The sequence below is a fragment of the Williamsia serinedens genome (assembly GCF_024171725.1).
In the GTDB taxonomy this organism is placed as follows: Bacteria; Actinomycetota; Actinomycetes; order Mycobacteriales; family Mycobacteriaceae; genus Williamsia_A; species Williamsia_A serinedens.
Genome location: NZ_JAMTCG010000002.1, coordinates 109,977 through 132,919 on the forward strand (window position 1 = coordinate 109,977; position 22,943 = coordinate 132,919).

Here is a 22,943-nt window from a genome sequence, read left to right on the forward strand (position 1 = left end):
CACCCACCCACCGCCGCCCGGACCCCAGGTCCGGGCGGCGGTGTCGTCTCGCCCCGGTGTCCTCGCTCACAACGGCCGCAAGCTCCTTGACCACAAAGTGGTAGTCACTAACACTAGTGATCGAGCGCCAGTTGGTGGCGCATAACGACTCAGCCCGAAAGGCCTCGTCATGGCATCCCTTCTCTTCCGGGTGGGACGGTTCTGCTACCGCCACCGGTGGTCGGTCATCGCGACGTGGGCGCTGGCCCTCGTCGTCCTGGCGTCGCTGGTCGGCGTGCTCAAGCCGACGTTCGCCAAGGACTTCAGCCTCCCCGGCACCGACTCGGGCACGGCGACCTCGCAGGTCGAGAAGTACTTCCCCGAGGTGCAGAAGCAGCAGATGCAGGCGTCGACGAGCGTCCTCGTCGCCGCACCGGGCGGTCTGGCGAACCACACCGCGCAGATCGACAAGCTGGTCGCCGATCTGAAGGGCCTCCCGGAGCTGACGAACCCGCAGACGATCGTGAACCCGGTCGTCGCGGCGCGGGCCGACCCGGCCGTCGCGACCCAGGTCCTCGGCGACAACGGTCGCGTCGGGCTGATCCAGGTCCGACAGGGCATCGAGGTCACCGACCTGAAGGTCTCCGACAAGGAGAAGCTGACGTCGATCCTCTCCGAGAACCGCGGCGGCGGTCTCGACGTCGAGGCGACGGGATCCCTGATGCAGGCACAGGAGCCCCCGGGCAAGGCCGAGGCCATCGGTTTCGCGGTCGCGTTCGTGGTCATGATCGTCGCGTTCGGTGCGCTGGTGGCGTCGTTCATCCCGCTGATCACCGGCCTCGTCGGCGTCGGCCTGACGATCATGCTGGTGACGCTGGGCGCGGAGTTCCTGTCCATCAACCAGACGGCCACGGCCATCGTCACGATGCTCGGCATCGCCGTCTCCATCGACTACGCGCTGTTCATCGTGTCCCGGTACCGGACCGAGCTGCGCAAGGGCGGTGATCCGGCCGACGCCGTCGGTCGTGCCGTCGGCACCGCGGGCTCGGCGGTCGTGTTCGCCGGTCTCACCGTCGCCATCGCCGTCGTCGCGCTGACCGTCATCGGCATCCCGCTGATCACCCAGATGGGTTCGGGCGCAGCGATCGCCGTCGGCGTGGCCGTTCTCGGCGCACTCACGCTGATCCCGGCGTTGCTGGGAGCGGTGCGACGGTTCGCGTTCACCCCGCGCATCCCGTGGATCAAGCACGCCGAGCCCGCCGCCGACGTCGACACCATGGGCGTGCGATTCGGGCGCATGGTCGTGAAGCGTCCGCTCCCGTTCGTCATCGCGGGTCTCGCGGTGCTGGCCATCGCGGCGATCCCGGCCACCAAGATGGAGCTCGGCCTGTCACTGTCCAACGACGACGAGGCGCCGGCACAGGCGCTGTTGGCCAAGGGGTTCGGACAGGGGATCAACGGACCGCTACTGGCCGTCGTGCACTCGACCGACGGGCAGCCGATCGCGACGATCGCCCAGCAGACCGTCGACCACGTCAAGGGCCTGCCGGACGTCGCCAATCCCGCGACGCTGCGGGCGATCCCGAACCAGGCCGGCGACACCGCGCTGATCACCGTCACCCCGACCAGCGCGCCCGCCGCGGAGGCCACCCACACGCTGATGGAGAACATCCGCGACTTCACCCCCGCGGTGGAACGGTCGGGCGCCGAACTGCACGTCGGCGGGCAGACGGCGATCACGTCCGACCTGTCGGCGAAGCTGAACTCGGCCCTGATCCCCTACCTGATCGTCGTGGTGGGCCTGGCGTTCCTGGTGATGATCGGTGTGTTCCGGTCGCTGTGGGTGCCGCTCATCGCCACCGTCGGCTTCCTCTTCTCCGTCGCGGCGACGTTCGGTCTCACCGTCGCGATCTTCCAGGAGGGCTGGTTGGGCCTGGTGAGCAATCCGCGCGAGATCCTGTCGTTCCTCCCGATCTTCGGCATCGGCGTGGTGTTCGGTCTCGCGATGGACTACCAGGTGTTCCTGGTGACCCGCATGCGCGAGGAGTTCGTGCACGGTTTGTCGACGAAGGAGGCGATCATCGCCGGCTACCGGCACGGCTCGCGGGTGGTGACGTCGGCCGCGATCATCATGATCAGCGTGTTCGCCGCGTTCATGCTCGCGCCGGACACGACGTCGAAGATGATCGGTTTCACTCTGGCCGCGGCGGTCCTGTTCGACGCCTTCGTGATCCGCATGATGGTGGTGCCCGCACTGATCGCGCTGCTGGGCGATCGCGCGTGGTCGCTACCGGAGTGGTTGGACCGCTTCGTCATCGACTTCGACATCGAGGGCACGAAGGTCGTCGACCGCGGCGTCCCGACCGGGTCCGACACCCGTGCGGCCCAGCCGGTCACCCAGGGGTCGTAGGTGTCCGTGAGCACTCCGGCCGACGAGGACGGCACCGGCTCGGCCGGTGACCGTCCCGTCGGTCTGCGGGAGCGGCACAAGCGCCGCACCCGGGCGGCCATCCGCACCGCCGCCCTGCGCCTGTGCCTGGAGCAGGGTTTCGCCGCGACGACCGTCGAGCAGATCGCCGCCGAGGCGGAGGTCTCGGCGACGACGTTCTTCCGGTACTTCCCGTCGAAGGAGGACGTCATCATCAGCGACGACCTCCTCGAGGACCGCCCACCGATGTTCGTGGGTGCACCGCCGGGGATGTCGGCCTTCGATCTCGTGCGGTGGGAGGTCCGCAACCTGTTCGAGTGGTCCGCGGACGACGAGTGGGCCGGCAATCGCGACCGGGTGCGGCTGATCCGCTCGGACCCGGTGCTCACCGCGGCGCAACAGGACCTGTTCGAACGTCGGCTCGGCGAGGGCACCAAGGTGCTCGCCGAGTACCTCGGGCGCCCTCTCGACGACTTCGGGGTGCGCGTCTTCCTCGGCGCGGTGACCGGCGCGATCAACCAGGTCATCGATCCGGAGGAGGACCCCGAACCCGACGTCGCGATGCAGGCCGTGATGGACGTCCTCGACCTCCTGGAGCGCGGGATCCCGCTCTGACCGGCGGTTCCGTCGCCTGGCGGGGATGCGGTGGTAGACGTGGAGGGGACGGCGCTACAGCCCCCGGCGTCCGACGCTCACATCCGTCGACACAGAGCTGGAGTCCGCCATGCCGACAGTCGAACGCACCTTCTCCACCACCGCACCCCGCGACACCGTCGTCGAGTACCTCGCCGACTTCTCCCACGCCGAGCAGTGGGATCCGGGTACGGAACGCTGCACGCGCGAGGACGACGGCCCTGTCCGGGTCGGCTCCTCATGGCACAACGAGTCGAAGATCGCCGGCGTCAGCACCGAGTTGACCTACACGCTCACCGAGCTGACCGACAGCCGGATCGTGCTGGTGGGCCGCAACGAGACCGCCACCTCGACCGAGACGATCACCGTCGCCGACACCACCGAGGACGGCGCGCCCGGCAGCACCATCACCTACCGCAACGACGTCGAGCTGTCCGGTGCGGCGAAGCTCGCGTCGCCCGTGGTCAAGGTGCTGTTCGAGAAGCTCGGCAACGACACCGAGAAGCAGCTCGTCGAGGTGCTCGACGCGCTGCCCGCCTCCCCGAAGTCCTGAGCGCGCGAGTGCCCGAGGCGAACTCCCCGGAACACGTCGACGTCGTCGTCCTGGGCGGCGGCAACGCCGGTGTCGCCGTCGCGGCCCAACTACGGCGTCGTGGCGTCCACCGGATCGCGATCGTCGAGCCGTCGACGACGCACACCTACCGTCCACTGCTGTCCTACGTCGGCGGTGGGGAGGCGTCGCTGCCGACCGCGCAGCGCTCGCAGGCCTCCGTCACGCCACGAGGATGCCGCTGGGTGCGGTCGTCCGTCGAGACGGTCACGCCCGCCGAGGATCCCGACGGTGACCACATGGTCGCGTGCGCCGACGGAACCCGACTGGCCTGTCGGGACCTGGTGGTCGCGACGGGCCTGGTGCCCGACGACGACGCGCTGCCCGGGATCGCGGAAGCACTCACGCACCCGACGGTGGTGAGCAACTACCTCGACGCGGCGACGCGGACGTGGGCCGGGATCCGCGGGCTGGGCGAGCGCGGCGGGCACGCGGTGTTCACACTGCCCCGTCCCCCGGTCAGCTGCTCGGCGACCACGCTCAAACCCCTGTTCATGGCACTCGACCACTGGGACGGTGCGGGATCCGGGGTCTGGGCGACGGTGCTCGTCGACCGACCCACGCTCATCGGGGTCGACGAGCTCGATCGCACGATCCTCGACGCACTGCGCGATCGGGGCGTGCGGGTCCGGACGAACTCCACCGTCGTCGGGGTCGACGCCGACGCACGACGACTTCGGGTCCGTACGGCCGACGGCGTCGAGGACGCGGTCGACTACGACCTGCTGCACCTCGTGCCGCCCTACCGGGCGGGTGGCTACATCGAGCGCGCGGGCTTGGCCGGCGGTCATGCCGGTCTGGTCGACGTCGACCCGGAGACGTTCGCACACAAGCGGTTTCCGCGCGTCTGGTCACTCGGCGACTGCGCTGATCTCGGCACCGACCCGTCGGGTGGTGCGCTGCGCAAGCAGGCGCCGGTGTGCGCGCACAACATCGTCGCGTCACGGCGCGGGACCGACCTTCGTCGATACGACGGGTACACGGTCGCACCGGTGACCGTGTCGCGTCATCGCGCCGTCCTGGGCGAGTTCGACCGCACCCGGCGGATGACGTCGTCGCTGCCGTCGTTCCTCAGCCCGTTGAAACCCCGTCTCCTCACCTGGGCTTTCGACCGCTATGCACTCCCCCAGATCTACTGGCGACTGATCCTGCGCGCGCTGGCCTGAGGCGACCACCGCCGTGTCGTCTGGGTGGCCTGTGACCGTTCGCACAGGACAGTTCGCCGATCGACCAAGCCGGACCGCCGGTGGCACCGAAGGAGACATGACGGCACCGTCGCCTCGCGAGAAGAGCGGGCACGGGTGCCGGCGTCCGCGGCGACCTGTCGCGAGACACTCTCGTCAGGAAGAACTCTCATGAAGATCTCGTACAAGAAGGCCGTCGTCGGCGCAGCAATAGCCGCCGTCGCCATCCTCCCCGCCGCCGCGTGCTCCAGCACCGACTCGTCCTCGGGCTCCTCGACGTCCGCGTCGGCCTCGGCCCCGGAATCCTCTGCGACACAGAGCACCCCGGCCCCCGTGGCCACCGTCCCCACCCTCACCGGCCGCGACACCGCCGTCGCCCTGGACTCCGGCTTCACCGGCGCCCTGACGACCCTGAAGCTGACCCCGGGCGTGGTCGGCGGCGCGAAGCTCGAGAACGGCTCGCTCGTCTTCCCGATCACCGGCGGCAACGTCACGTACTACACGCCCGGATCGATCCAGCCGTACGTGCAGGGCATCATCGACCACAAGGGCGCCGGCTTCTCGCTCACCGGCGGCGGCAAGACCGTCGACATCACCAACCTGACCATCGACCCGGGCACCTCGAAGCTCATGGCCGACGTCAGCGTCGACGGGACCGTCGCGGCCACCCAGGCGGTCGTGTTCGACCTCGACGGCAGCACCCTGAAGCCGTTGCAGACCAACGCCGATGGGACCGCCGTGCTGGAGGGGACCCGTGTCCTCATCTCGCCGACCGCCGCGGGACTGTTGAACCAGACCTTCAACACCGACGCGGTGAAGGCGGGTCTGCTCGTGGGCATCGCGAAAATCACCATCAACACCAAGTGACATACGCCGACTCCGGTCGGTGACGTGGGACGAGATCGGCCGTCGGGGGACCACCCGGCGGCCGATCGCGTTCGCAAGAGAACCGATCTCAGGTCACCGGGCGTTCGGTCCGATGTCGAGCAGTTGTTCGGTGAAGCCACCGATCTGTGCGTCACGGTCGACGAGGTGGACCTCGAGGATCCAGTGGGTGGCGAGGCCGGCGCGGTCGTTCCGGCGCATGGGTTCTCGTGACCCCGGTGCGACGTAGCAGTCGATCTCGGAGCCCGAGATCTGTTTGTGCGGGAACTGTCCGACGAGATGTCCGGCGATCGAGCCGCCGAACTCCCAGCCCGCGTCCGCCGCGAGGCCGCAGACGTGGGCGTAGAGCTGTTCGCCGGTGATGTCGGGCGTGGCGACGAAATGGTCACGTGCACCGTCCCACACGGTCTGCAGCGCATCCGCGAGTGCGTGCTTGTGCGGGTCGTCGCCGAGGACGACGGTGCGACCGACGTCGGCCTCCCACTCCTCGAGGACCGGGCCGAAGTCGAGGAACACGATGTCGTCGGCGGCGATGTCCCGGTCGGGTGGGTTGTCGGCGTACGGGTGGAGCGTGTTGGGCCCGGCCCGCACGATCCGCTTGTGCCAGAACCTGTCCACGCCGAGCATCTCGGCCGCGAGGTCACGGACGGCGTCGCTCGCCGCACGCTCGCTCACGCCCGCGGCGACGATGCCCCGTTCCATCACCGCGTCGAACAGCTCGAGAGCGCGGGCCTCGGCGTCGGTCAGACGCCGGACCCGCTCGTCCTCGTCGGTCTCGATCCCGGGAGTCACTTCACCAGCGGCGCAAGTGTCTTGCCGGTGAGCTCGACGATCCCCGGGATGTGGCCGTTGGCGACGAGGTTGACGGTGATCCCGTCGATCCCCTTGTCGAGCACGCGACGCTGGATCTGCTCGGCGACGTCGTCGGGCGTGCCGACGAAGTGCCGTGCCGTGGCCGCCGACCGGCCTTCCTCGTCGAGGCTGTCCAGGTCCACGCCGGTCTTGCGGAGGAACTGCTTCTGCAGATCCCGTGCGGTGTCACCGTTCTCGTCGATGATGACGAACGCCAGGTAGCTGGTCTCGAGGCTGTCGCGATCACGGCCGGCCTCCTGGCAGCGCGCGGCGAGCGCCTCCAACTTGCGGGGGATCTCGTCGTCGCCGCAGATGACGTTGAGGTGGTCGGCGTAGCGCGCCGCCAGTCCGAACGTCTTCTTCTCTCCACCGCCGCCGAGCATGATCGGCAAATCGTCGCGGACACGCGGCTCGTTGAGCGTGCCGTGCGCCTGGTACCACTTCCCGTCGACCTCGGGGTGCCGTCCGCGCAGCATCGGCTCGATGATGCTCAGCGACTCCTCGAGTCGGGCGAATCGGTCGGTGAACGTGCCGAACTCGTATCCCATCTGCTGGTGCTCGAGCTCGTACCAGCCGGCACCGATCGCCAGCACCGCGCGCCCGCCGCTCATCACGTCGAGCGTAGTCACCGTCTTCGCCAGCATCGCGGGGTTGCGATAGGTGTTGCCGGTGACCAGGGTCGACAGCTGGATCGTCGACGTCGCCGTGGCGAGCGCGCCGAGCAGCGTGTACGCCTCGAGCATCGGCTCCTCCGGCGCACCGATTCCGGGCAATTGGTAGAAGTGGTCCATCACGAGCACGGTGTCGAAGCCGTTCGCCTCGGCCTCACGGGCCTGCGCGATGACGGTCGGACCGATGTCGGCTGCCGTGCCGGGGTAGGTGAAGTTGGGGATCTGGTAACCGAGGCGGATGCTCACCCGATCCACGATAGGCCCGTCGTCCATCAGTCGAGGTGGGTCAGCTGATCCATCAGTTCTGCTCGGTTGCCGTTCACCTCGGAGTCACGCAGCGCCCGTGCGTGGTCGACGACGATCTCGTCGTGGTCCTTGCCGAGCAGGTCCATCGTCTCGGCGATGAACGAGTCGAGCGGCATGGCCCACTCCGCGGTCGACTGCCCCGGCGCGAACTCGGTCTGCACGGCGGGAGGGATGATCTCCCGGACACGGACTCCGCTGTCGCGCAACTGCAGTCGCAGCGAGTCGGTGAACGAGTGGACGAACGCCTTCGTCGCCGAGTAGGTCGGCATCGGCGCCAGCGGCGTGAACGCGAGCCCCGACGACACCGTGATGATCGTTCCCGACATCCTCTGCAGGTGTTCGGTGAACGCCCCGATCAGCCGCACGGTGCCGAGGATGTTGGTGGTGACCATCCGGGCGGTCGCGTCGACGAAGTCGCCGGTGGTGAGGTCCTCGGGCTCGGCAAAGCCGGCCATGGTGATCAGCGTGTCCGTGGCGGGGAAGCGCTCGATCACGTCGGCCGCCGCGGCGCTGATCGACGCGGGATCGGCGACGTCGACGACGACGGTCCCGATGCCCGGGTGCTCGGTGGCGAGGTCGTCGAGCAGGGCCTGCCGCCGCCCACCGGCGATCACGGTCGCGCCGGCGTCGTGCAGGGCCACCGACAGCGCGCGGCCGATGCCCGACGTGGCGCCGGGGATGAACACGGTGCGTCCGGTGATGTCCATTCAGAACTCCTCGATCCGAGCCGGGACCCGACGTCCCGGCGGTGACACCAGTCGACCGGTCGCCGACCGGCCGGGGAAGGCCTCGCCGATCGGGGGACCGTCGGTCCCTGGATACCGACGCGCGCGAGCGGCCATGCTGGAGCGACACGTGACGAGGGAGGTGGGAGATGGACCGCGCCGGACTGGCCGAGTTCCTGACCCGCAGGCGGGAGGCGCTGCAGCCGGAGGACGTCGGGCTGCCGCGCGGCGAGCGTCGCCGGACGCCGGGCCTGCGCCGTGAGGAGGTCGCGATGCTGGCCCGGATGTCGACGGACTACCTGTCCCGCCTCGAGCAGCAGCGCGGGCCGCAACCGTCGGACCAGATGCTCACCGCGATCTCACGGGCGTTGCACCTGTCGCTGGCCGAGCGTGATCACCTGTTCGCGCTGGGCGGGCACGCCGCGCCGCACCGGGTCGCCCGCGGCGATCACGTACCGCCCGGGCTGCTGCGCATCCTCGATCGCCTCGACGACACCCCCGCGATGGTGGTGAACAGTGCCGGCGAGACCCTGGTGCAGACGCGACCGGCGACGGCCCTGTTGGGCGACGAGACCCGGCACACCGGGTTGGAGCGCAGCGTCGTCTACCGCTGGTTCAGCGATGCCGCGCATCGGTCGCACATCCCCGCCGATGACCACGACCACCACTCCCGTGCGCACGCGGCGCGTCTGCGACGCGCGGTCGCGGTGGAGGGCGACCGGTCGCGCCCCGCGGAGATCAGTCGTGCCCTCCTCGCCGAGTCGGCCGAGTTCCGGGCACTGTGGGAGCAGCACGACGTCGACGTCGCCCTGGACACCAGCTCGAAGCGGATCGCCCACCCCGAGCTGGGGATCGTCGAGGTGAACTGTCAGACGCTCATCGACCCCGATCAGGGCCTGTCGTTGCTGGTGTACACCGCGACGCCCGGCAGCCCGAGCCACGAGAAGCTGGCGATGCTCTCGGCGGTCACCCCGGTCTGACGGGGAGGCGCATGGTGGCGACGGTCGCCGCCGCGGCGGACACCACGGCGCAGACCGCCGCGACGGTCGCCAGCCCGACGACGGAGTGCGCGACGGTCAGGATCACGATCACCTCCACGACGAGCACCGCCCACGGGATGGCCGCCACGCGGGTGCGGTGCCGCGCGATGGCGGCGAGCAGCGCGACCTGCAGGACCGCCATCGCGCCGCCACCGATAGCGAACAGCCAGAGCAGGCCGGCGACGGGTCGGTAGTCGTCGCCGATGACGATCGGGACCAGCGGACCGCCGATCGCCGCGCCGACCGAGGTGAGCGCGGACAGCCCCAGCAGCACGATCACCGCACCCCGCAGCGCCGACGCCGAGCGCTGCGCATCGGCCAGTCGGGGGAACACGACGAGACCGACGGCCTGCGGCAGCCAGTAGGCGACCTTCGCCGCGACGGTCCCGAGCGCGTAGACGCCGGAGTCGTTCTCGCTGAGCACCACCCGGCTCAGCAGGAGGTCCACGGACGTGGCCGTGACGAGCACGAGCTGCACCTGCGACGCGTGCATGACCGAGCGCGCCGAGAGCCGGCCGAGACCGACGTCGTCGCCGTCGACGACGAGCGACCGCACCTGCGTCACGACGAGTCCCACGGCCGCGACCGCGCCGAGCATCGTCGCGACGAGCGCCGACGCCGCCTGCCCGCCGAGCGCCAGCGCCACCAGCGGCGGCATGGTCCGCGCGACCCCGACGAGCCCGATGACCCAGGCGAGCGCCCGGAAGTGCTGATGCCCCTGCAGGATTCCCTGGCCGACGGAGATGAGCACCAGCAGCGGCGCGACGGTGAACGCCGCGGCTGTCGCGAGGAGGCCGGTGTGCGCGATGGTCATGAACGGCCAGACTGCGACGGCCGCGATCACCGCGACCGCGACGGCGGTCACCGCACCGAGCCGCACCAGCGACCGCGTCGACCGACCCGCGACCACCTCCCGGGCGGTCACCGCCTGGATCGCGAGCGCGGGCACACCGAGCACCAGCGTCGCCTGCAGCAGCACCGCGAACTCGCCGTACTGGTCGGGTGACAACCACCGCGACGCGGGCAGGTGCACGAAATAGGCGCAGACGTTGGCGACCATCGAGCCGACGGCGACCTGACCGACCGACGAGACCAGGGAGCCCGACGCCGCCGCGCGGGGGCGTCGTCGCAGCCAGGTGGTCACGGGGTCGAGTCTCGCAGGTCGCGCTAGGGTCGCCGACCATGGGCCGCAGGGGCGCCGGCGCGGCGATCTGGACGTCGTCGGTCGTCCTGTCCGCGGCCGTCGTCGCCCCGCTGTGGTCCGGCGAATACCTGCTGTACCGCGACGCGGTGTCGACGCCGCGCAGCCACGTCACCGACAGCGCGCTCGGTCTCGGTGACCTCCCGGCGCGCGCGGTGCCGCAGGACTGGGCCGTCGCGGTGCTGTCGCAGGTCGTCGACGGCGGGCTCGTCGTCGTCGGGCTGATGACGCTGGCGCTGGTCCTGGCCGGGGTCGGTGCGGGTCGGCTGGCCCAGCGTCTGCTGCCCGCCACCGGGACGCCCGGGGCGCTGGCCGCCGTGGCGGTGGCGATCTGGAACCCGTTCGTCGCCGAGCGGCTCCTGCAGGGCCAGTGGAGTCTGCTGATCGGGCTCGCGGCGCTGTGCTGGGTCGCGCTCGCCGGTCTCGACGCTCGGGCGCGGGGAGGGTCGTCGTGGGTGCGGCTGGCCGCGTGGTGCGCGGTCGGGGCGTTCACCCCGACGGGCGGGCTGTTCGTCGCGGTGATCGTCGTCGCCGTGGTCGTCGTGCCGACCGTGCTGCAGCGGCGTGCCCGGCCGACTCTCGTGGCCGTCGGAGTGGTGGTGCTCGCGAACCTGCCCTGGCTCGTCGCATCCCTGCTCACGACGGCGCCAGCCACCTCCGACGCCGGGGCCGTCGACCTGTTCGCGGCCCGTGCCGAGCCCGGTCTCGGCACGCTGGTGACCCTCGCCGGGCTGGGCGGCATCTGGAACGCCGACGCCGTGCCGGGCAGTCGGACCATCGGGTGGGCAGGTGTCGCGACGGCGTGCCTCCTGGTTGTCGTGGCAACAGGGGTGCCGGTCCTGCTCCGACGACGGCGCCGCCTTCCGCTGATTCGCGAGCTGTCGGCGGTCGGTGTGGTGGCGGTGGTGCTGTGCGCGCTCGCCGCGACCGGTCCCGGGCGGTCTGTGCTCGGCGGTCTCGTCGACACGGTCCCCGGCGCCGGGCTGCTGCGCGACACGTCGAAGTTCGTCGCCCTGGCCGTCCCGGTCTACGCGGTGGCGGCCGCGGCGGCGGTCCAGCTGATCGGACGGTGGGTTCCGCGCGGTGCTGCGGCGGGCGCCGCGATCCTGCTGGTCGTCGCACCCCTCCCCGATCTCGCCTGGGGCGTGGGCGGCGACGTGCGGACGGTGCGGTACCCCGCCGACTGGACCGTCGTCGCGGACGAGATCCCCGCCGGATCGGGCGACGTCGTCACGGTGCCGACCGGCACCAACCGCCGCTATGACGTCACCGGCGGCGCGGTCTCTCTGGACCCGGCGAGTCGCCTGCTCCGAGTTCCCGTGGTGGCCGGGGGTGCCCTCGTGGTCGACGGTCGGACGGTCGACGCGCCGCCGCCGACCTCACGCGCCGCCCGGGCCGATCGCATCGTCACCGACGGCGGGACGGCCGCCGACCTGGCGCGCCTCGGCGTCGGGTGGGTGCTCGTCGAGTCGCAGTACACCGCGGCCCCACCGGGGACCATGCTGATGACGAAGCCCGGGGTGTGCTCGGTGACCGTGCCGGTCACCGGACTCGAGTGTGTGCACGACGGCCCGGACCTCGCTCTGCTGCGGGTCCCCGATCCGACCGTGGTCCGGGCGAGCGGCATCGACCGCACGACGACGTGGGCCGCCCACCTCGCGTGGCTCGCGACGATCGTCGTCGGAATCGCCACGGCGACCCGACGTCGGCTGATCCAATGGCGGGATGCCCGACCGTGACGCCACCCCGACCGCTGCCGACGACATCGCCGCGATCACGCGTCTGAAGTACCGCTATCTGCGCACGCTCGACACGAAGCGCTGGGACGAGTTCGCCGAGACGCTCACCCCGGACGTGACCGGGACGTACGGCGCGTCATTGGAGTTCGAGAACCGGGACACCCTTGTCGACTTCATGCGGTCGTCACTCGGGACCGACGTCATCATCACCGAGCACCACGCGGGTCACCCCGAGATCGACGTCGACGGCGACACCGCAACCGGCCGCTGGTATCTGCAGGATCGGGTGATCGCGGCGAGCATGAACTTCATGCTGTTCGGGGCCGCGTTCTACGACGACACCTACCGGAGGACGTCGGAGGGCTGGCGTATCTGTCGGACCGGCTACCAGCGCACCTATGAGGCGACGCTGTCCCTGGCCGACGTGCCGAGCTTCTCCCTCTCGACAGGGCCGGCGATCCTCCTTCCCGACGCGGCCGCCGCCAGCACCGAGAGCACGGCGTCGGTGGTGGCGGACCAGGAGTAGTCGGCGACGCGGTCGCGGCCGGCCGACCCCAGGGCGTCGCGCCGGTCCGCGTCGAGCAGGAGGTCGCGGGCAGCGTAGGCGAGGTCGTCGGGACCGTCGACGAGGAGTCCGGTGACGCCGTCGACGATGGAGTCGGTGAGGCCGCGCGACGAGCGGTACCCGATGGTCGGGACCCCGTGCTGAGCCGCCTCGATGACCGCCAGACCCCAGCCCTCGGTCCGCGACGGCATCAGGTGCACCTGCGCCTGGGCCAGCACACGGTGTTTCGTCGTCTCGTCGACGTGTCCGTGGAAGGTCACGTGGTCGCCGATGCCGAGGTCGGTGGCGACGGCACGCAGGTTGGGCGCCCACCAGCCGTCACCGACGATGTCGAGGTGCACGTCGGGGATGGCGTGGCGCAGTCGGGCGACGGCGCCGAGCGCGTCCTCGATCTGCTTGTGCGGGACCAGTCGGGACACGACGCAGAGGCGGTGGCCCTCCGACGGTGCATGCGCACGGGTGCCGGCGGGCACGTCGTCGGCTCCGGCGCGGACGACGGCGACGCGGGCGCGGTCGACGCCGAGCAGCAGCAGGTCGTCGGCAGACGGCGTCGAGACCGTCAGGTACTGGTGGCGCCGGTGTACCCGCGGCGACAACCACGACTCGACGAACCAGCCGACGGTCCCGAGGAGCCGACCCGCCACCGGCCATTGCGCCCGGTGGCAGTGGTGGACGAGCACGACGACGGGCGCCCGGGAGACGACCTTCGCGAAGAACGGGATGCCGTTCTGGGTGTCGATCACGACGTCGGGTCGTATGCCTCGCAACGGTCCGATCCCGAGGCGACCGGCGGCGATGGCGACGAGCGCGCGCGGATAGACGGTCAGGCGGCCGCCGCCCCGGGAGATCCGGACGCCGTCGCGGACCTCTTCACGCGCCGCCCCGCGGTAGCCGGCGGTCCGGAGGGTGACCCGGATGCCACGAGCGGCCAGTTCGGCACCGACACGTTCCAGGTACCGCTCGCTGCCGCCGCCCTGCGGGTGCCCGGTGTCGCGCCAGCACAGCAGCAGCACGTCGCGGACGGTGGGTTCGGGCGGCACGGCCCCACTCTAGGGTGTGGCGTGTGGTTGCCCCCGGACTCGCGCGGCTGGCCCGTCGGGCGACGCTCCGACGCGCGGCGGGGCTGCTGAACGACTTCCGGTACGAGCAGCCCGACCCCGACCGCTTCTACTCGGCACTCGCCCGTGACTCCGTCGAGCTGATCGGCGATCTGCATCCCGACGGGTTGTCGGGGGCCGGTGTGCTCGATGTCGGCGGCGGTCCCGGCTACTTCGCCGACGGGTTCGCCGCCCGCGGCGCGCACTACGTCTCCGCCGAACCCGATCCGGCCGAGCTGCACGCGGCGGGGCTCCCGCATCGCGCGACGGTCCGCGCGTCCGGCATGGCGTTGCCGTTCGCGGACGGCGCGTTCGACGTGGTGTTCTCGTCGAACGTCGTCGAGCACGTGTCCGATCCGTGGCGGATGTGCGCCGAGATGCTGCGCGTGACGCGGCCCGGCGGCACGACGGTCATCAGCTACACGCTCTGGTACGGCCCGTTCGGCGGGCACGAGATGGGGCTGACCCACTACCTCGGCGGGCACCGTGCAGCGCGGATGTACACCCGGCGCCACGGTCATCCGCCGAAGAACCTTTTCGGCACCAGCCTCTTTCGGGTCACTGCCGCCGACGGGCTGCGCTGGGCGCGGTCGGTTCCGTCGTCGGAGGCTGTGCTCATCGGCGCGTTCCCGCGCTACCTGCCGTCCTGGATGTGGTGGGTCATGCGCGTCCCTGGTCTTCGAGAACTGTTGGGCAGCAACCTCGTTCTCGTTTTCCGTAGAGCCGGCTGACGCTCCACATCCAGGGTTGCCGCTCCGGTTGTGGGGTCGGCGCTCCACATTCATGATTCGCGCTCCACATCCAGGGTTCGCGCTCCGGATTTTCGAGGACGCTCCGGATGTATCCGGAGCGTCCTCGAATATGTGGAGCGTCAACGGTGCCGGGGCAGTGACGCCGATGCGCGACGCAACGCCTGGTTGTCCACAGGGCGAGTTCGGGCCTCCGTTCTTGTCGGTGGCCGCCTGTACGATCGAACGCATGAGCGACACGGCCACCGCCTTCGACACCTCCGGTGTGGTGGCGTCGCTGGCTGCCGACGACAAGCACTCCGCGGCTGAGCTCGTCGAGGTGTTGTCGCATTGCCGGTCCATCACCGCCTCCGCCGACTATCGGATGATCTGTGCTGCGTCGCTGATCCACGACGAGCGCTGCGAGGACTACCTGGTCGAGGTCGCCGCCCACGATTCCGGTGAACGTGCCTCGGTCGACGAGCTGATGGCCGCGGGGATGGACCACCTCGCCGGGCGGGATCCGCGCGCCGAGTACGGCCCCGACGGGTTGGAGCGGGCGACCGCCGAAGTCGGTGCCGTCCTCAACGTGCCCGCCGCGAAGGCGCGGGAGATCATCACCGCCGGTGACACCGCGCGGTACCGGCTGGTCTTCACCGGCCAAGCCCTCGCCGTGGGACGCATCGACCTGGCCGGGTTCCTGCTCATCTGCACCCGCACCAAGCTGGTCGTCGACCCAGAGCTGGTGAAAATCCTCGACACCCACATCGCCCAAGCCCTGTTCGACCGGCCACCCCTGTCCCGGGCACGCCTCGGCGCGATGGTCGACGCCATCGTCGCCACCATCGACCCCGACGCCCTGCTGCGCCGCAAAGAACGCGCTGCCGCCGACCGGGACGTCACCATCCGCCCCGACCGCTTCCAACCCGGTGCCTCCCGGGTGTCGGCGTCCCTGCCGATGACCGACGCCGCCGCCATCGACGCCCGGCTCACCGCCATGGCCGCCTCCGTACACACCGGTGATCCTCGAACCCGCGCGCAGCGCCGCGCCGACGCCCTCATCGCCCTCGCCGCCGGAGTGGATCACCTGGTCTGCGGCTGCGACACCTGCACCGCCGCGACCGATATCGATCCCGGCACCGACATCGATGTCGATGTCGAGAACGACGTGGACATCGACGCGACCGTGGAGCTTGCGCCCGTCGTCGACGAGCCTGCACCGATGAGTGAGCCGTCCGCGCCGCAGCCGATCGCACCGCCCGTCACGGCGGCGCAGCCCTTCTTCCACATCGTGGTCAACCTGTCGACGCTGCTCGGTCTGGACGACCAACCCGGCTACCTCGACGGCCGCGGGATCATCGACGCCGACACCATGCGCGCCCTCCTCGCCGACGCCGAGCGCGAATTCCTCCGCCGCGACGACCCCGCCCGCGCCGCGACATCGGCATCGACTTACGTGCCGTCGAAGAAACTGCAGGCCCTCGTCCGCGCCGGCGAACTCTGCTGCACCTTCCCCGGCTGCTCCGCACCCGCCTGGTCAGTCGACCTCGACCACACCGACCCGTTCGACCACCGAAACCCAAACAGTGGCGGGCAGACAACGAGATCGAATCTCAAACCGCTGTGCCGGTTCCACCACCGCATCAAGACGTTCGACAAAGCCTGGCAGGACTATCAGTCCCCGCTGGGTGAGGCGTTCTTCCACTCCCCGACCGGCCACATGTTCCTCGGCAACGCCTACACCGCCGTCGACATCTTCCCCGCCCTCGGACCACCCGCAAAGCCCGAGAACCACCCCGCCAGAACCACACTCGCCACCCGACGCGTCGAGAAACGCGCCGCACACCTGCGCGCCGTCGAACGCGCCGAGGACGCGAACCCGCCGCCGTTCTGAGTTCCACCGCGACCCGCGCGCGTAACGTCCATCGACCATGGGTGTGTACGCGGTGACCGGGAGCGCGTCGGGCATGGGTGCGGCAGTTGCCGAACGACTTCGGGCCGACGGGCACCGGGTGATCGGGGTCGACCGGGCTGACGCCGACGTCGTCGCCGACCTGTCGACCCCCGACGGTCGGTCTGCCGCGGCCCGCGAGGTTCTGACGACCGCAGGAGACCGTCTCGACGGCGCGGTCATGGCAGCGGGGATGGGCCCGACGCCCGGGAAGATCGCGACCGTGGCGCAGGTCAACGTGCTCGGCGTCACCGATCTGCTCACCGCGTGGCTCCCCGCCCTGCAGGCGACGCGCGGCAAGGCCGTCGTGTTCGGCTCGAACTCGAGCACGACGACCCCGTTCGTCCCCCGCGGCGCGACACGGCGACTGGTCGCGGGTGACGTCGCCGGCGCCATCCGGATCCTGCGCCGCATCCCGCCGCTCGCGCCGGTGACCACGTACGCCGCGTCGAAGGTCGCAGTGACCCAGTGGGTCCGTACCCACGCGACGTCGCCGGAATGGGCAGGGGCCGGCGTCTGCCTCAACGTGATCTGCCCCGGCGCCGTCGAGACCCCGCTGCTGCAGGGACAACTCGACGGCGCGACGGGCGGCCACGTCCGCCGGTTCCCCATCCCGATCCGGCGCTTCGGTACCGCATCCGAGATCGCGGAGTGGGTTCTGCTCATGCTCTCGCCGGCCGCGGACACCATGGTCGGCAGCGTCGTGACCGTGGACGGCGGCACCGACGCGTGGTTCCGCGCCCGCGACTGGCCGCGGCCGCCCCGACCCCGCGCCGTCCCGCGCTACCTCGTCCGGATGGCCACGTGGCGGCGACAGGCCCGCCGCTGATCCCGATCAGCCCGCGGGCACCGCGCACCGCAGCAGACCGGTCGACGACGTCGCGGTCGTCAGCACCTGGCCGTCACGGGAGATGGTGCAGGTGACGGAGCCGCTGAGGACCACGGCGGTGAGCGACGGGTCGGAGTCGACGGTCGCGGCCACCGACCAGGGCGGGGTGATCAGCGTCGGCGACACCTTCAGCGTCGTCCCCGACGCGAAGGTCACGCCGAGCACCTGACCGTTGCCGCTCAGCTGGTACAGCACCTGCCCCGGTGCGGCGGACGCGCTCGGCTGACCGCCGTCCTGCGGGGTCGACGGGTCGGCGAAGGTCGGGAACAGGTTGTCTGTGGAGGGCGCCGGCTCGGAGGTGCTCGACGCCGCGGCGGCGGTGTCGTCGGACGAGTCCGACCGGCTGATCAGGAAGTACCCGGCCACCAGCGCGACGACGAGGATCAACGCCACGACCGCGGCGATGAGCCACAGGGTGCGCGACGACCCACCGTTCGGCGGCGGTGGCCCTCCCGCCGGCGCGTACTCGCCGTACCCCTGCCCATAGCCGGGTGGCGGGGTGCCCGGACCGCCCGAGAACTGCTGGGTCGGCCCGTAAGCAGGGCCGCCGTACACCGGTCCCTGCGTGGCGTACGGGTCCGGCTGTCCGTACGGCTGCTGACCGTAGGGCTGCTGCGCGTACGGGTCCGGTGGGGCGTACGGGTCGAACGCCCGCGTCGGCGGGTTCTGCTGCGGATACGGGTTCGGCTGGTAGGGCCCGGCGGCCTCCGTCGGCGGGTCGACCGGCCGCCACTGACCGTCGTCGGGCCGCGACGGGTCGTCGGGCCGACGGTCGTCGGGTCGATCGGTCATCGGCGGCCTCCTGCACGGTGCGACGCCTCGACGATCAAGGCGCCTCCAGTGTGCCGGAACCGCTCGCGTCAGACGTCGGAGATCGCCTCGAGCGGGTTGGTCCGCGCGGCACGGACCGCGGGCCACAGCGCCGCGACCACCCCGACGACCGCCGCGGCGACCAGCGTGATGCCGATCAGCGAGTACGGCAGCACCGCACGGGTGATCCCGAGGTCCTTGAACGTGCGGACCACGGCGACACCGAACCCGCTGCCCAGGATCACCCCCAGCACGGCACCGAAGATCGCGATGAGCACCGACTCGATGTAGATCGTCCGCCGCACCTGCGCCCGCGCCATCCCGATCGCGCGCAGCATTCCGATCTCCCGCTTGCGTTCGATCACCGACAGCGCCAGCGTGTTGATGATGCCGAGCACCGCGATCACCAACGCCAACCCGAGCATCGCGTAGAGCACCGCGAGCATCTGGTCGATCTGCGACGACGCCTGTCCGGCGAACTCCGCCCGGTCCTCCACCTGCACCGTCAGGTAGTCCTTCGTGGCGGCGGTCAGGTCCGTGCGCAGCTTGTCGACCGACACACCGTCTTTCGCCGTCACCAGGATCAGGCGGTCGGACCGGTAGGACGCGGGCACCAGCTTCTCGTACGCGGCCGACCCCATCTGCCAGGGATCGAGGACCTGGTTGTCGGCGAAGACACCCGTGACCCGCACGGGGACGACGGTCCCGTCGTACCCGGTGAAGGTGACGGTGTCGCCGAGCTTCCACCCCTTCGCGTCACTCGTCTTCTGCGACACGATCATCCCGTCGGCCGGGATCGTCGCCGACCCCGATCGCATCTCGTACGGCGTGACCTTCTCGAGGTCACCGGCGGGCGAGATGCCGGTCACCGCATCGGTTCCCACCTTCGCGGCGACGATCCGGAACGAGACCGCGGTCGCGACGTCCGGCGAGTTCGTCGCAGCTGCGACGACGGACGTCGGCAGCGAACCCTGATCGGAGGTCGTCAGGACGAGATCCGCGCTGAGGTTCTTGTCGATGGTGTCGTCGATCGAGCCCTTCAGACTCGACCCGAACGTGCCGACGACGGCGACCAGGATGAGCCCGAGCGTGAGCGCGAAGGCCGTCGCGGCCGTCCGACGCGGATTGCGAACGGCGTTGGTACGGGCCAACACCCCGATCTTCCCGAACGGCCGTCCCAGGACGCGGCCGAGCAGCCCGACCGCAGGCCGCGACAACGCCGGCGCGGCGAACACCACCGCGAGGATCATCACGAACGCGCCGACCCCGACGGTCGCGGCCCAGCTCGCACCCTGGCCGGTGGTGCCGACGCCGATGAGCACCACACCGATCACCGCGAGCAGCGCACCGATCAATGTGCGGCGTCTCAGCGACGTGGCACCGTCGGTCTGGCTCTCCCGCATCGCCTCGACCGGCGACACCTGGGCTGCGCGCCGGGCCGGCGCGTAGGCGCTGACCATCGTGACGACGATGCCGACCGCCATGCACGCGATCACCGCGCTCGGCGTGATCGCCAACGACGCCGACGGCAGACCGGAGTTGGACGACGTGATCGCACGCAGCAGCGCGGCGAGACCGATCCCGATGCCGAGCCCGACGACACCGCCGAACACACCGACGACGAACGCCTCGAGCAACACCGATCGGGTGATCTGGCTGCGCGAGGCACCGATCGCCCGCAGCAGCGCCAACTCCCGGACGCGCTGGGCGATGATCATCGAGAAGGTGTTGTAGATGATGAACGTCCCGACGACGAGCCCGATCGCGGCGAACCCGAGCAGGATGTAGTTGAAGACGTCGAGGAACTTGTTGACCTGGTCCTTCTCCTGCTGCCGGACCTGCGCGCCGGTCTGCACCGAGTAGTCGGACCCGACCACCGACTCGATCCGCTGCGTCAACTGCTCCGACGAGACACCCTGCACCGCAGACGCTTCCACGTACGCCGGCGAGCCGTCGGAGAACAGGTCCCGTGCGACGGACTGCTGCATCTGGACGTTGACGTAGCCGCCGGTGTCCTGCGGGAGGTCGAGGATGCCGACCACCTTCACGGTGATGGGTGCGGCGGAACCGCGGCTGACGACGAGCTTCGTGGTCGACCCGACCGACAGCCCTGCCTTGGTGGCCGCGGACTGGTTCAGTGCGATCTCACCGGTTCCCTGCGGGGCCCGTCCGCCGGGCTCGAGCTTGCTGTCGGTGGGCGACAACGATTCCGAGCTCGGCAGGAACGCGGTGCCGATGCTCGGCGCCCCACCCGTCTGCAGCGCTGTCCCGTCGGCCGTGGCGATGGTGACCGGCGCCGAGTAGCGCGGCACGAGCTTCGCGATGCCGAGCTTCTGCCGGTCGGCGTTCAGCGTGTCCAGGACGGAGTTGGGGATCCCGTTGGCCTGCGTCTCCTTCGGGCTGACGCGGGTGTCGACGCCCAGCGCGACCCCGTCGAAGATCGTGGAGAACGCCGAGGAGATGGTGGCCGTGAAGATGATCGACCCGGCGACGAACGACGTGCCGAGCACCACCGAGAGCACGGTGAGGACGAGACGGACCTTGTGCGCGGCCAGGTTCCGCAGGGACACCCGCCGCATCGCAGAGCCGGCCATCAGGACGAGGCCCCGCGCGCCGGGTCGTCGAGGTCCCGCAGGAACGCGTACACGTCGTCGGCCGACGGCGATCGGAGCTCCTCCACGATGCGGCCGTCGGCGAGGAACACGACGCGATCGGCCCAGCTCGCCGCGCGCGGATCGTGGGTGACGATGACGACGGTCTGGCCGAACTCGTCGACCGCGGCACGCAGGATGCCCATGACCTCCGCCGACGACCGCGAGTCCAGGTTGCCGGTCGGCTCGTCGCCGAAGATGATCTGCGGCCGACCGACCAGCGCCCGCGCGCACGCGACACGCTGCTGCTGCCCGCCCGACAGCTCGCTCGGCCGGTGGTCGAGCCGCGCGGTGATGCCGAGTCGCTCGGTGACGGTGTCGAACCACTGCTGGTCCGGGGTGCGCCCGGCGATGTCGAGCGGCAGGGTGATGTTCTCGCGCGCGGTGAGCGTCGGCACCAGGTTGTAGGACTGGAAGACGAAGCCGATCCGGTCACGCCGGAGCCGCGTCATGGCCTTGTCGTCCAGGGTGGTGAGGTCGGTGTCGCCGATGGTCACCGATCCCCCGGAGACGGAGTCGAGGCCGGCGAGGCAGTGCATCAGCGTCGACTTGCCGGAGCCGGACGGCCCCATGATCGCGGTGAACTCTCCGGTCGCGAACGACACCGAGACGCCCTTGAGCGCCTCGACGGTGGTGTCTCCGCTGCCGTAGACCTTGCGGACGTCGTCGGCCCGGGCGGCGATGGTCGTCGTCGACGCGGCGTGACGCGGGCGCTCGTCGGTGCTCATGGGGGCTCGCTCTCTCGGGGGCATACGCGACATCGTCGCCCGACCACCGTAGTCACGGCATCCGGGCGGACCCTGAGAAATGTCCCTGAGGTGCGGTGATCCGCATCTCAGCCCCGGTCGGAGACCGGCATCAGCTCAGCGCGAGCAGGTGGAACTTGGTGTGCTGGCGCGGGGTGGCGAAGTTGTCGTCGCTGACGAGGACCAGGGTGCGCCGACCATCGGCGAGCCGCGGACCGTAGGCCATGCCCTCGACGTTGTCCGGACGCAGCAGCGGCAGCATGCCGAAGTCGAAGATGAGCCGCTTGGGCATCACGGTCTCCGAGCCGGAGAGCTTGTACTTCCCGCCGACCTGCGTCGCGCCGCGGGTCGTCGCGAGATAGACCTTGATGTCGTTGCGGTTCGTCGCGGGGTCATAGCCGCGTTCGAGGACGTAGAAGTCGGTGTTGTTCACCGCCAGGATCTCCGAGACATTCTTCGTCGCCCCGCGGCTCGCGCCCTTCGCGAGCGGGTCCGTGCGGTAGACGTACTCGCTGGTCCCGCGCGATCCGAACACGGCCAGCCGCGACGAGGTGCCGGTGGCGATCGTCGGGCCGCCGCCGTCCTGCCGCAGCGCGTCCTCGGTCATCGCGGCGACGGTGCCATTCGGGGTGACGGCGAGGCCCTCGAAGCCGTCGTTGACGCCCATGCCCTTGCCCGGGCCGGGGATGTAGGCCGACGGGATACGCAGGTCGCGCACGTAGACGCCCAGCGGGCTGACCACGCGGATCCACGGTCGGGCACCCTCGCTGCTGATGACGTAGTTCGGGCCGAGTCGGCGGATCGCCTCCATGTCCATCTGACCGGGCAGCAGCGGCAGCTGGTTCGGCGCGAGGACCGTCCCACCCCCGGTCAGCTGCGGTGTGGGCGCGGTGAACATGCCGTTCCCGGCGATCGGAAGCCGGAACTGGAAGTAGCGCGCCGGGCCGTACTGACCCTGGTCGTCGCTGATGCCGACGTAGTTGCCGCCGCCGATGTTCTCCAGACCCGAGATGCCGCCCCACCGCACCGGTGTCGGGATGAAGTTGTCGGGCACCGTCATCGTGGAGACGTAGCGCGCCGCAGGAGGTGCCGGGACCGCATGAGCGGCGCTGACACCGAGCGACAGGGCCGCGGCCGTGGCCGTCAGCAGCGAACCGACCCGGAGCAGGGGTGTGCCGACACGGCGCAGACTCATGGTGGCCGATGCTAGCGAATGCAGGATCGGCGGCGCGACGCGAACGGTGTCAAACGTG

Annotated in this window: 19 protein-coding genes and 1 pseudogene; 11 read left to right on the forward strand and 9 right to left on the reverse strand. The window is 70.5% G+C overall.

The annotated features are described in order from the left end of the window. Positions 1-169: 169 nt before the first annotated feature. The 5 genes from LX12_RS04060 to LX12_RS04080 all read left to right on the forward strand — a co-directional run bounded on the left by LX12_RS04060 (position 170) and on the right by LX12_RS04080 (position 5,701). Complete coding sequence (locus tag LX12_RS04060) at positions 170-2,389, forward strand: MMPL family transporter (RefSeq protein WP_253653261.1); 2,220 nt, start codon at positions 170-172, stop codon at positions 2,387-2,389. Between the two features lie 6 nt (positions 2,390-2,395). Next, positions 2,396-3,022, forward strand: coding sequence for a TetR/AcrR family transcriptional regulator (locus tag LX12_RS04065; protein ID WP_253653262.1), 627 nt, complete (start codon positions 2,396-2,398; stop codon positions 3,020-3,022). Positions 3,023-3,131: 109 nt separating this feature from the next. Further along, positions 3,132-3,593, forward strand: coding sequence for an SRPBCC family protein (locus tag LX12_RS04070; protein ID WP_253653263.1), 462 nt, complete (start codon positions 3,132-3,134; stop codon positions 3,591-3,593). Positions 3,594-3,601: 8 nt separating this feature from the next. Continuing rightward, a complete protein-coding gene (locus LX12_RS04075) occupies positions 3,602-4,816 on the forward strand; it encodes an NAD(P)/FAD-dependent oxidoreductase (protein ID WP_253653264.1) in 1,215 nt (404 codons plus the stop codon). 189 nt (positions 4,817-5,005) lie between these two features. After that, positions 5,006-5,701 carry a hypothetical protein gene (locus tag LX12_RS04080; protein ID WP_253653265.1) on the forward strand — a complete coding sequence of 232 codons (696 nt, stop codon included), beginning with the start codon at positions 5,006-5,008 and terminating at the stop codon, positions 5,699-5,701. A gap of 93 nt (positions 5,702-5,794) precedes the next feature. Here LX12_RS04080 and LX12_RS04085 read toward each other — a convergent pair whose 3' ends face one another. The 3 genes from LX12_RS04085 to LX12_RS04095 are packed head-to-tail and all read right to left on the reverse strand — an operon-like array spanning position 5,795 to position 8,255. Beyond that, entirely contained in the window at positions 5,795-6,499 is a 705-nt protein-coding gene (locus tag LX12_RS04085) for a M24 family metallopeptidase (protein ID WP_253653851.1), read from the reverse strand. Between the two features lie 8 nt (positions 6,500-6,507). Further along, positions 6,508-7,488: an LLM class F420-dependent oxidoreductase gene (locus LX12_RS04090; RefSeq protein ID WP_253653266.1), complete on the reverse strand. Its 981-nt coding sequence runs from the start codon at positions 7,486-7,488 to the stop codon at positions 6,508-6,510. Between the two features lie 26 nt (positions 7,489-7,514). Further along, positions 7,515-8,255: an SDR family oxidoreductase gene (locus LX12_RS04095; protein ID WP_253653267.1), complete on the reverse strand. Its 741-nt coding sequence runs from the start codon at positions 8,253-8,255 to the stop codon at positions 7,515-7,517. Between the two features lie 167 nt (positions 8,256-8,422). Between LX12_RS04095 and LX12_RS04100 the strand changes: the two genes are divergently transcribed. Continuing rightward, positions 8,423-9,253: a helix-turn-helix transcriptional regulator gene (locus LX12_RS04100; RefSeq protein ID WP_253653268.1), complete on the forward strand. Its 831-nt coding sequence runs from the start codon at positions 8,423-8,425 to the stop codon at positions 9,251-9,253. Here the strand turns inward: LX12_RS04100 and LX12_RS04105 are convergent. Next, the gene (locus LX12_RS04105; protein WP_253653269.1) at positions 9,240-10,457 is read right to left on the reverse strand and encodes a lipopolysaccharide biosynthesis protein; all 1,218 of its coding nucleotides are present in this window, start codon (positions 10,455-10,457) and stop codon (positions 9,240-9,242) included. The genes LX12_RS04100 and LX12_RS04105 overlap by 14 nt on opposite strands. A gap of 38 nt (positions 10,458-10,495) precedes the next feature. Here LX12_RS04105 and LX12_RS04110 point away from each other — a divergent pair, with 38 nt between their 5' ends. Both LX12_RS04110 and LX12_RS04115 read left to right on the forward strand, forming a co-directional pair. Then, positions 10,496-12,253, forward strand: a complete 1,758-nt coding sequence (locus LX12_RS04110) for an MmpA family trehalose lipid delivery protein (protein WP_253653270.1) — start codon at positions 10,496-10,498, stop codon at positions 12,251-12,253. After that, positions 12,240-12,713 (forward strand): annotated as a pseudogene (locus tag LX12_RS04115) (nuclear transport factor 2 family protein); the annotation flags it as partial. The gene LX12_RS04110 and the pseudogene LX12_RS04115, both read left to right, overlap by 14 nt. On the opposite strand, the gene LX12_RS04120 reads toward LX12_RS04115, so the two are convergent. After that, the gene (locus LX12_RS04120; RefSeq protein WP_253653271.1) at positions 12,650-13,858 is read right to left on the reverse strand and encodes a glycosyltransferase family 4 protein; all 1,209 of its coding nucleotides are present in this window, start codon (positions 13,856-13,858) and stop codon (positions 12,650-12,652) included. The pseudogene LX12_RS04115 and the gene LX12_RS04120 overlap by 64 nt on opposite strands. Before the next feature lie 23 nt (positions 13,859-13,881). On the opposite strand from LX12_RS04120, the gene LX12_RS04125 reads away from it, so the two are divergent. The 3 genes from LX12_RS04125 to LX12_RS04135 all read left to right on the forward strand — a co-directional run bounded on the left by LX12_RS04125 (position 13,882) and on the right by LX12_RS04135 (position 17,423). Further along, the gene (locus tag LX12_RS04125) at positions 13,882-14,646 is read left to right on the forward strand and encodes a class I SAM-dependent methyltransferase (protein WP_253653272.1); all 765 of its coding nucleotides are present in this window, start codon (positions 13,882-13,884) and stop codon (positions 14,644-14,646) included. Between the two features lie 247 nt (positions 14,647-14,893). Further along, the gene (locus LX12_RS04130) at positions 14,894-16,537 is read left to right on the forward strand and encodes an HNH endonuclease signature motif containing protein (protein WP_253653273.1); all 1,644 of its coding nucleotides are present in this window, start codon (positions 14,894-14,896) and stop codon (positions 16,535-16,537) included. Positions 16,538-16,574: 37 nt separating this feature from the next. Then, the gene (locus LX12_RS04135; protein WP_253653274.1) at positions 16,575-17,423 is read left to right on the forward strand and encodes an SDR family oxidoreductase; all 849 of its coding nucleotides are present in this window, start codon (positions 16,575-16,577) and stop codon (positions 17,421-17,423) included. 6 nt (positions 17,424-17,429) lie between these two features. Here the strand turns inward: LX12_RS04135 and LX12_RS04140 are convergent, their stop codons facing one another. The 4 genes from LX12_RS04140 to LX12_RS04155 all read right to left on the reverse strand — a co-directional run bounded on the left by LX12_RS04140 (position 17,430) and on the right by LX12_RS04155 (position 22,885). After that, the gene (locus tag LX12_RS04140; protein WP_253653275.1) at positions 17,430-18,275 is read right to left on the reverse strand and encodes a flagellar basal body-associated FliL family protein; all 846 of its coding nucleotides are present in this window, start codon (positions 18,273-18,275) and stop codon (positions 17,430-17,432) included. A 68-nt stretch (positions 18,276-18,343) separates the two neighbouring features. Then, the gene (locus LX12_RS04145; protein WP_253653276.1) at positions 18,344-20,887 is read right to left on the reverse strand and encodes an ABC transporter permease; all 2,544 of its coding nucleotides are present in this window, start codon (positions 20,885-20,887) and stop codon (positions 18,344-18,346) included. Then, entirely contained in the window at positions 20,887-21,672 is a 786-nt protein-coding gene (locus tag LX12_RS04150; RefSeq protein ID WP_253653277.1) for an ABC transporter ATP-binding protein, read from the reverse strand. Before LX12_RS04150 ends, LX12_RS04145 begins: the two co-directional genes overlap by 1 nt. 130 nt (positions 21,673-21,802) lie before the next feature. Then, complete coding sequence (locus tag LX12_RS04155; protein WP_253653278.1) at positions 21,803-22,885, reverse strand: esterase-like activity of phytase family protein; 1,083 nt, start codon at positions 22,883-22,885, stop codon at positions 21,803-21,805. Between the last annotated feature and the right edge of the window lie 58 nt (positions 22,886-22,943).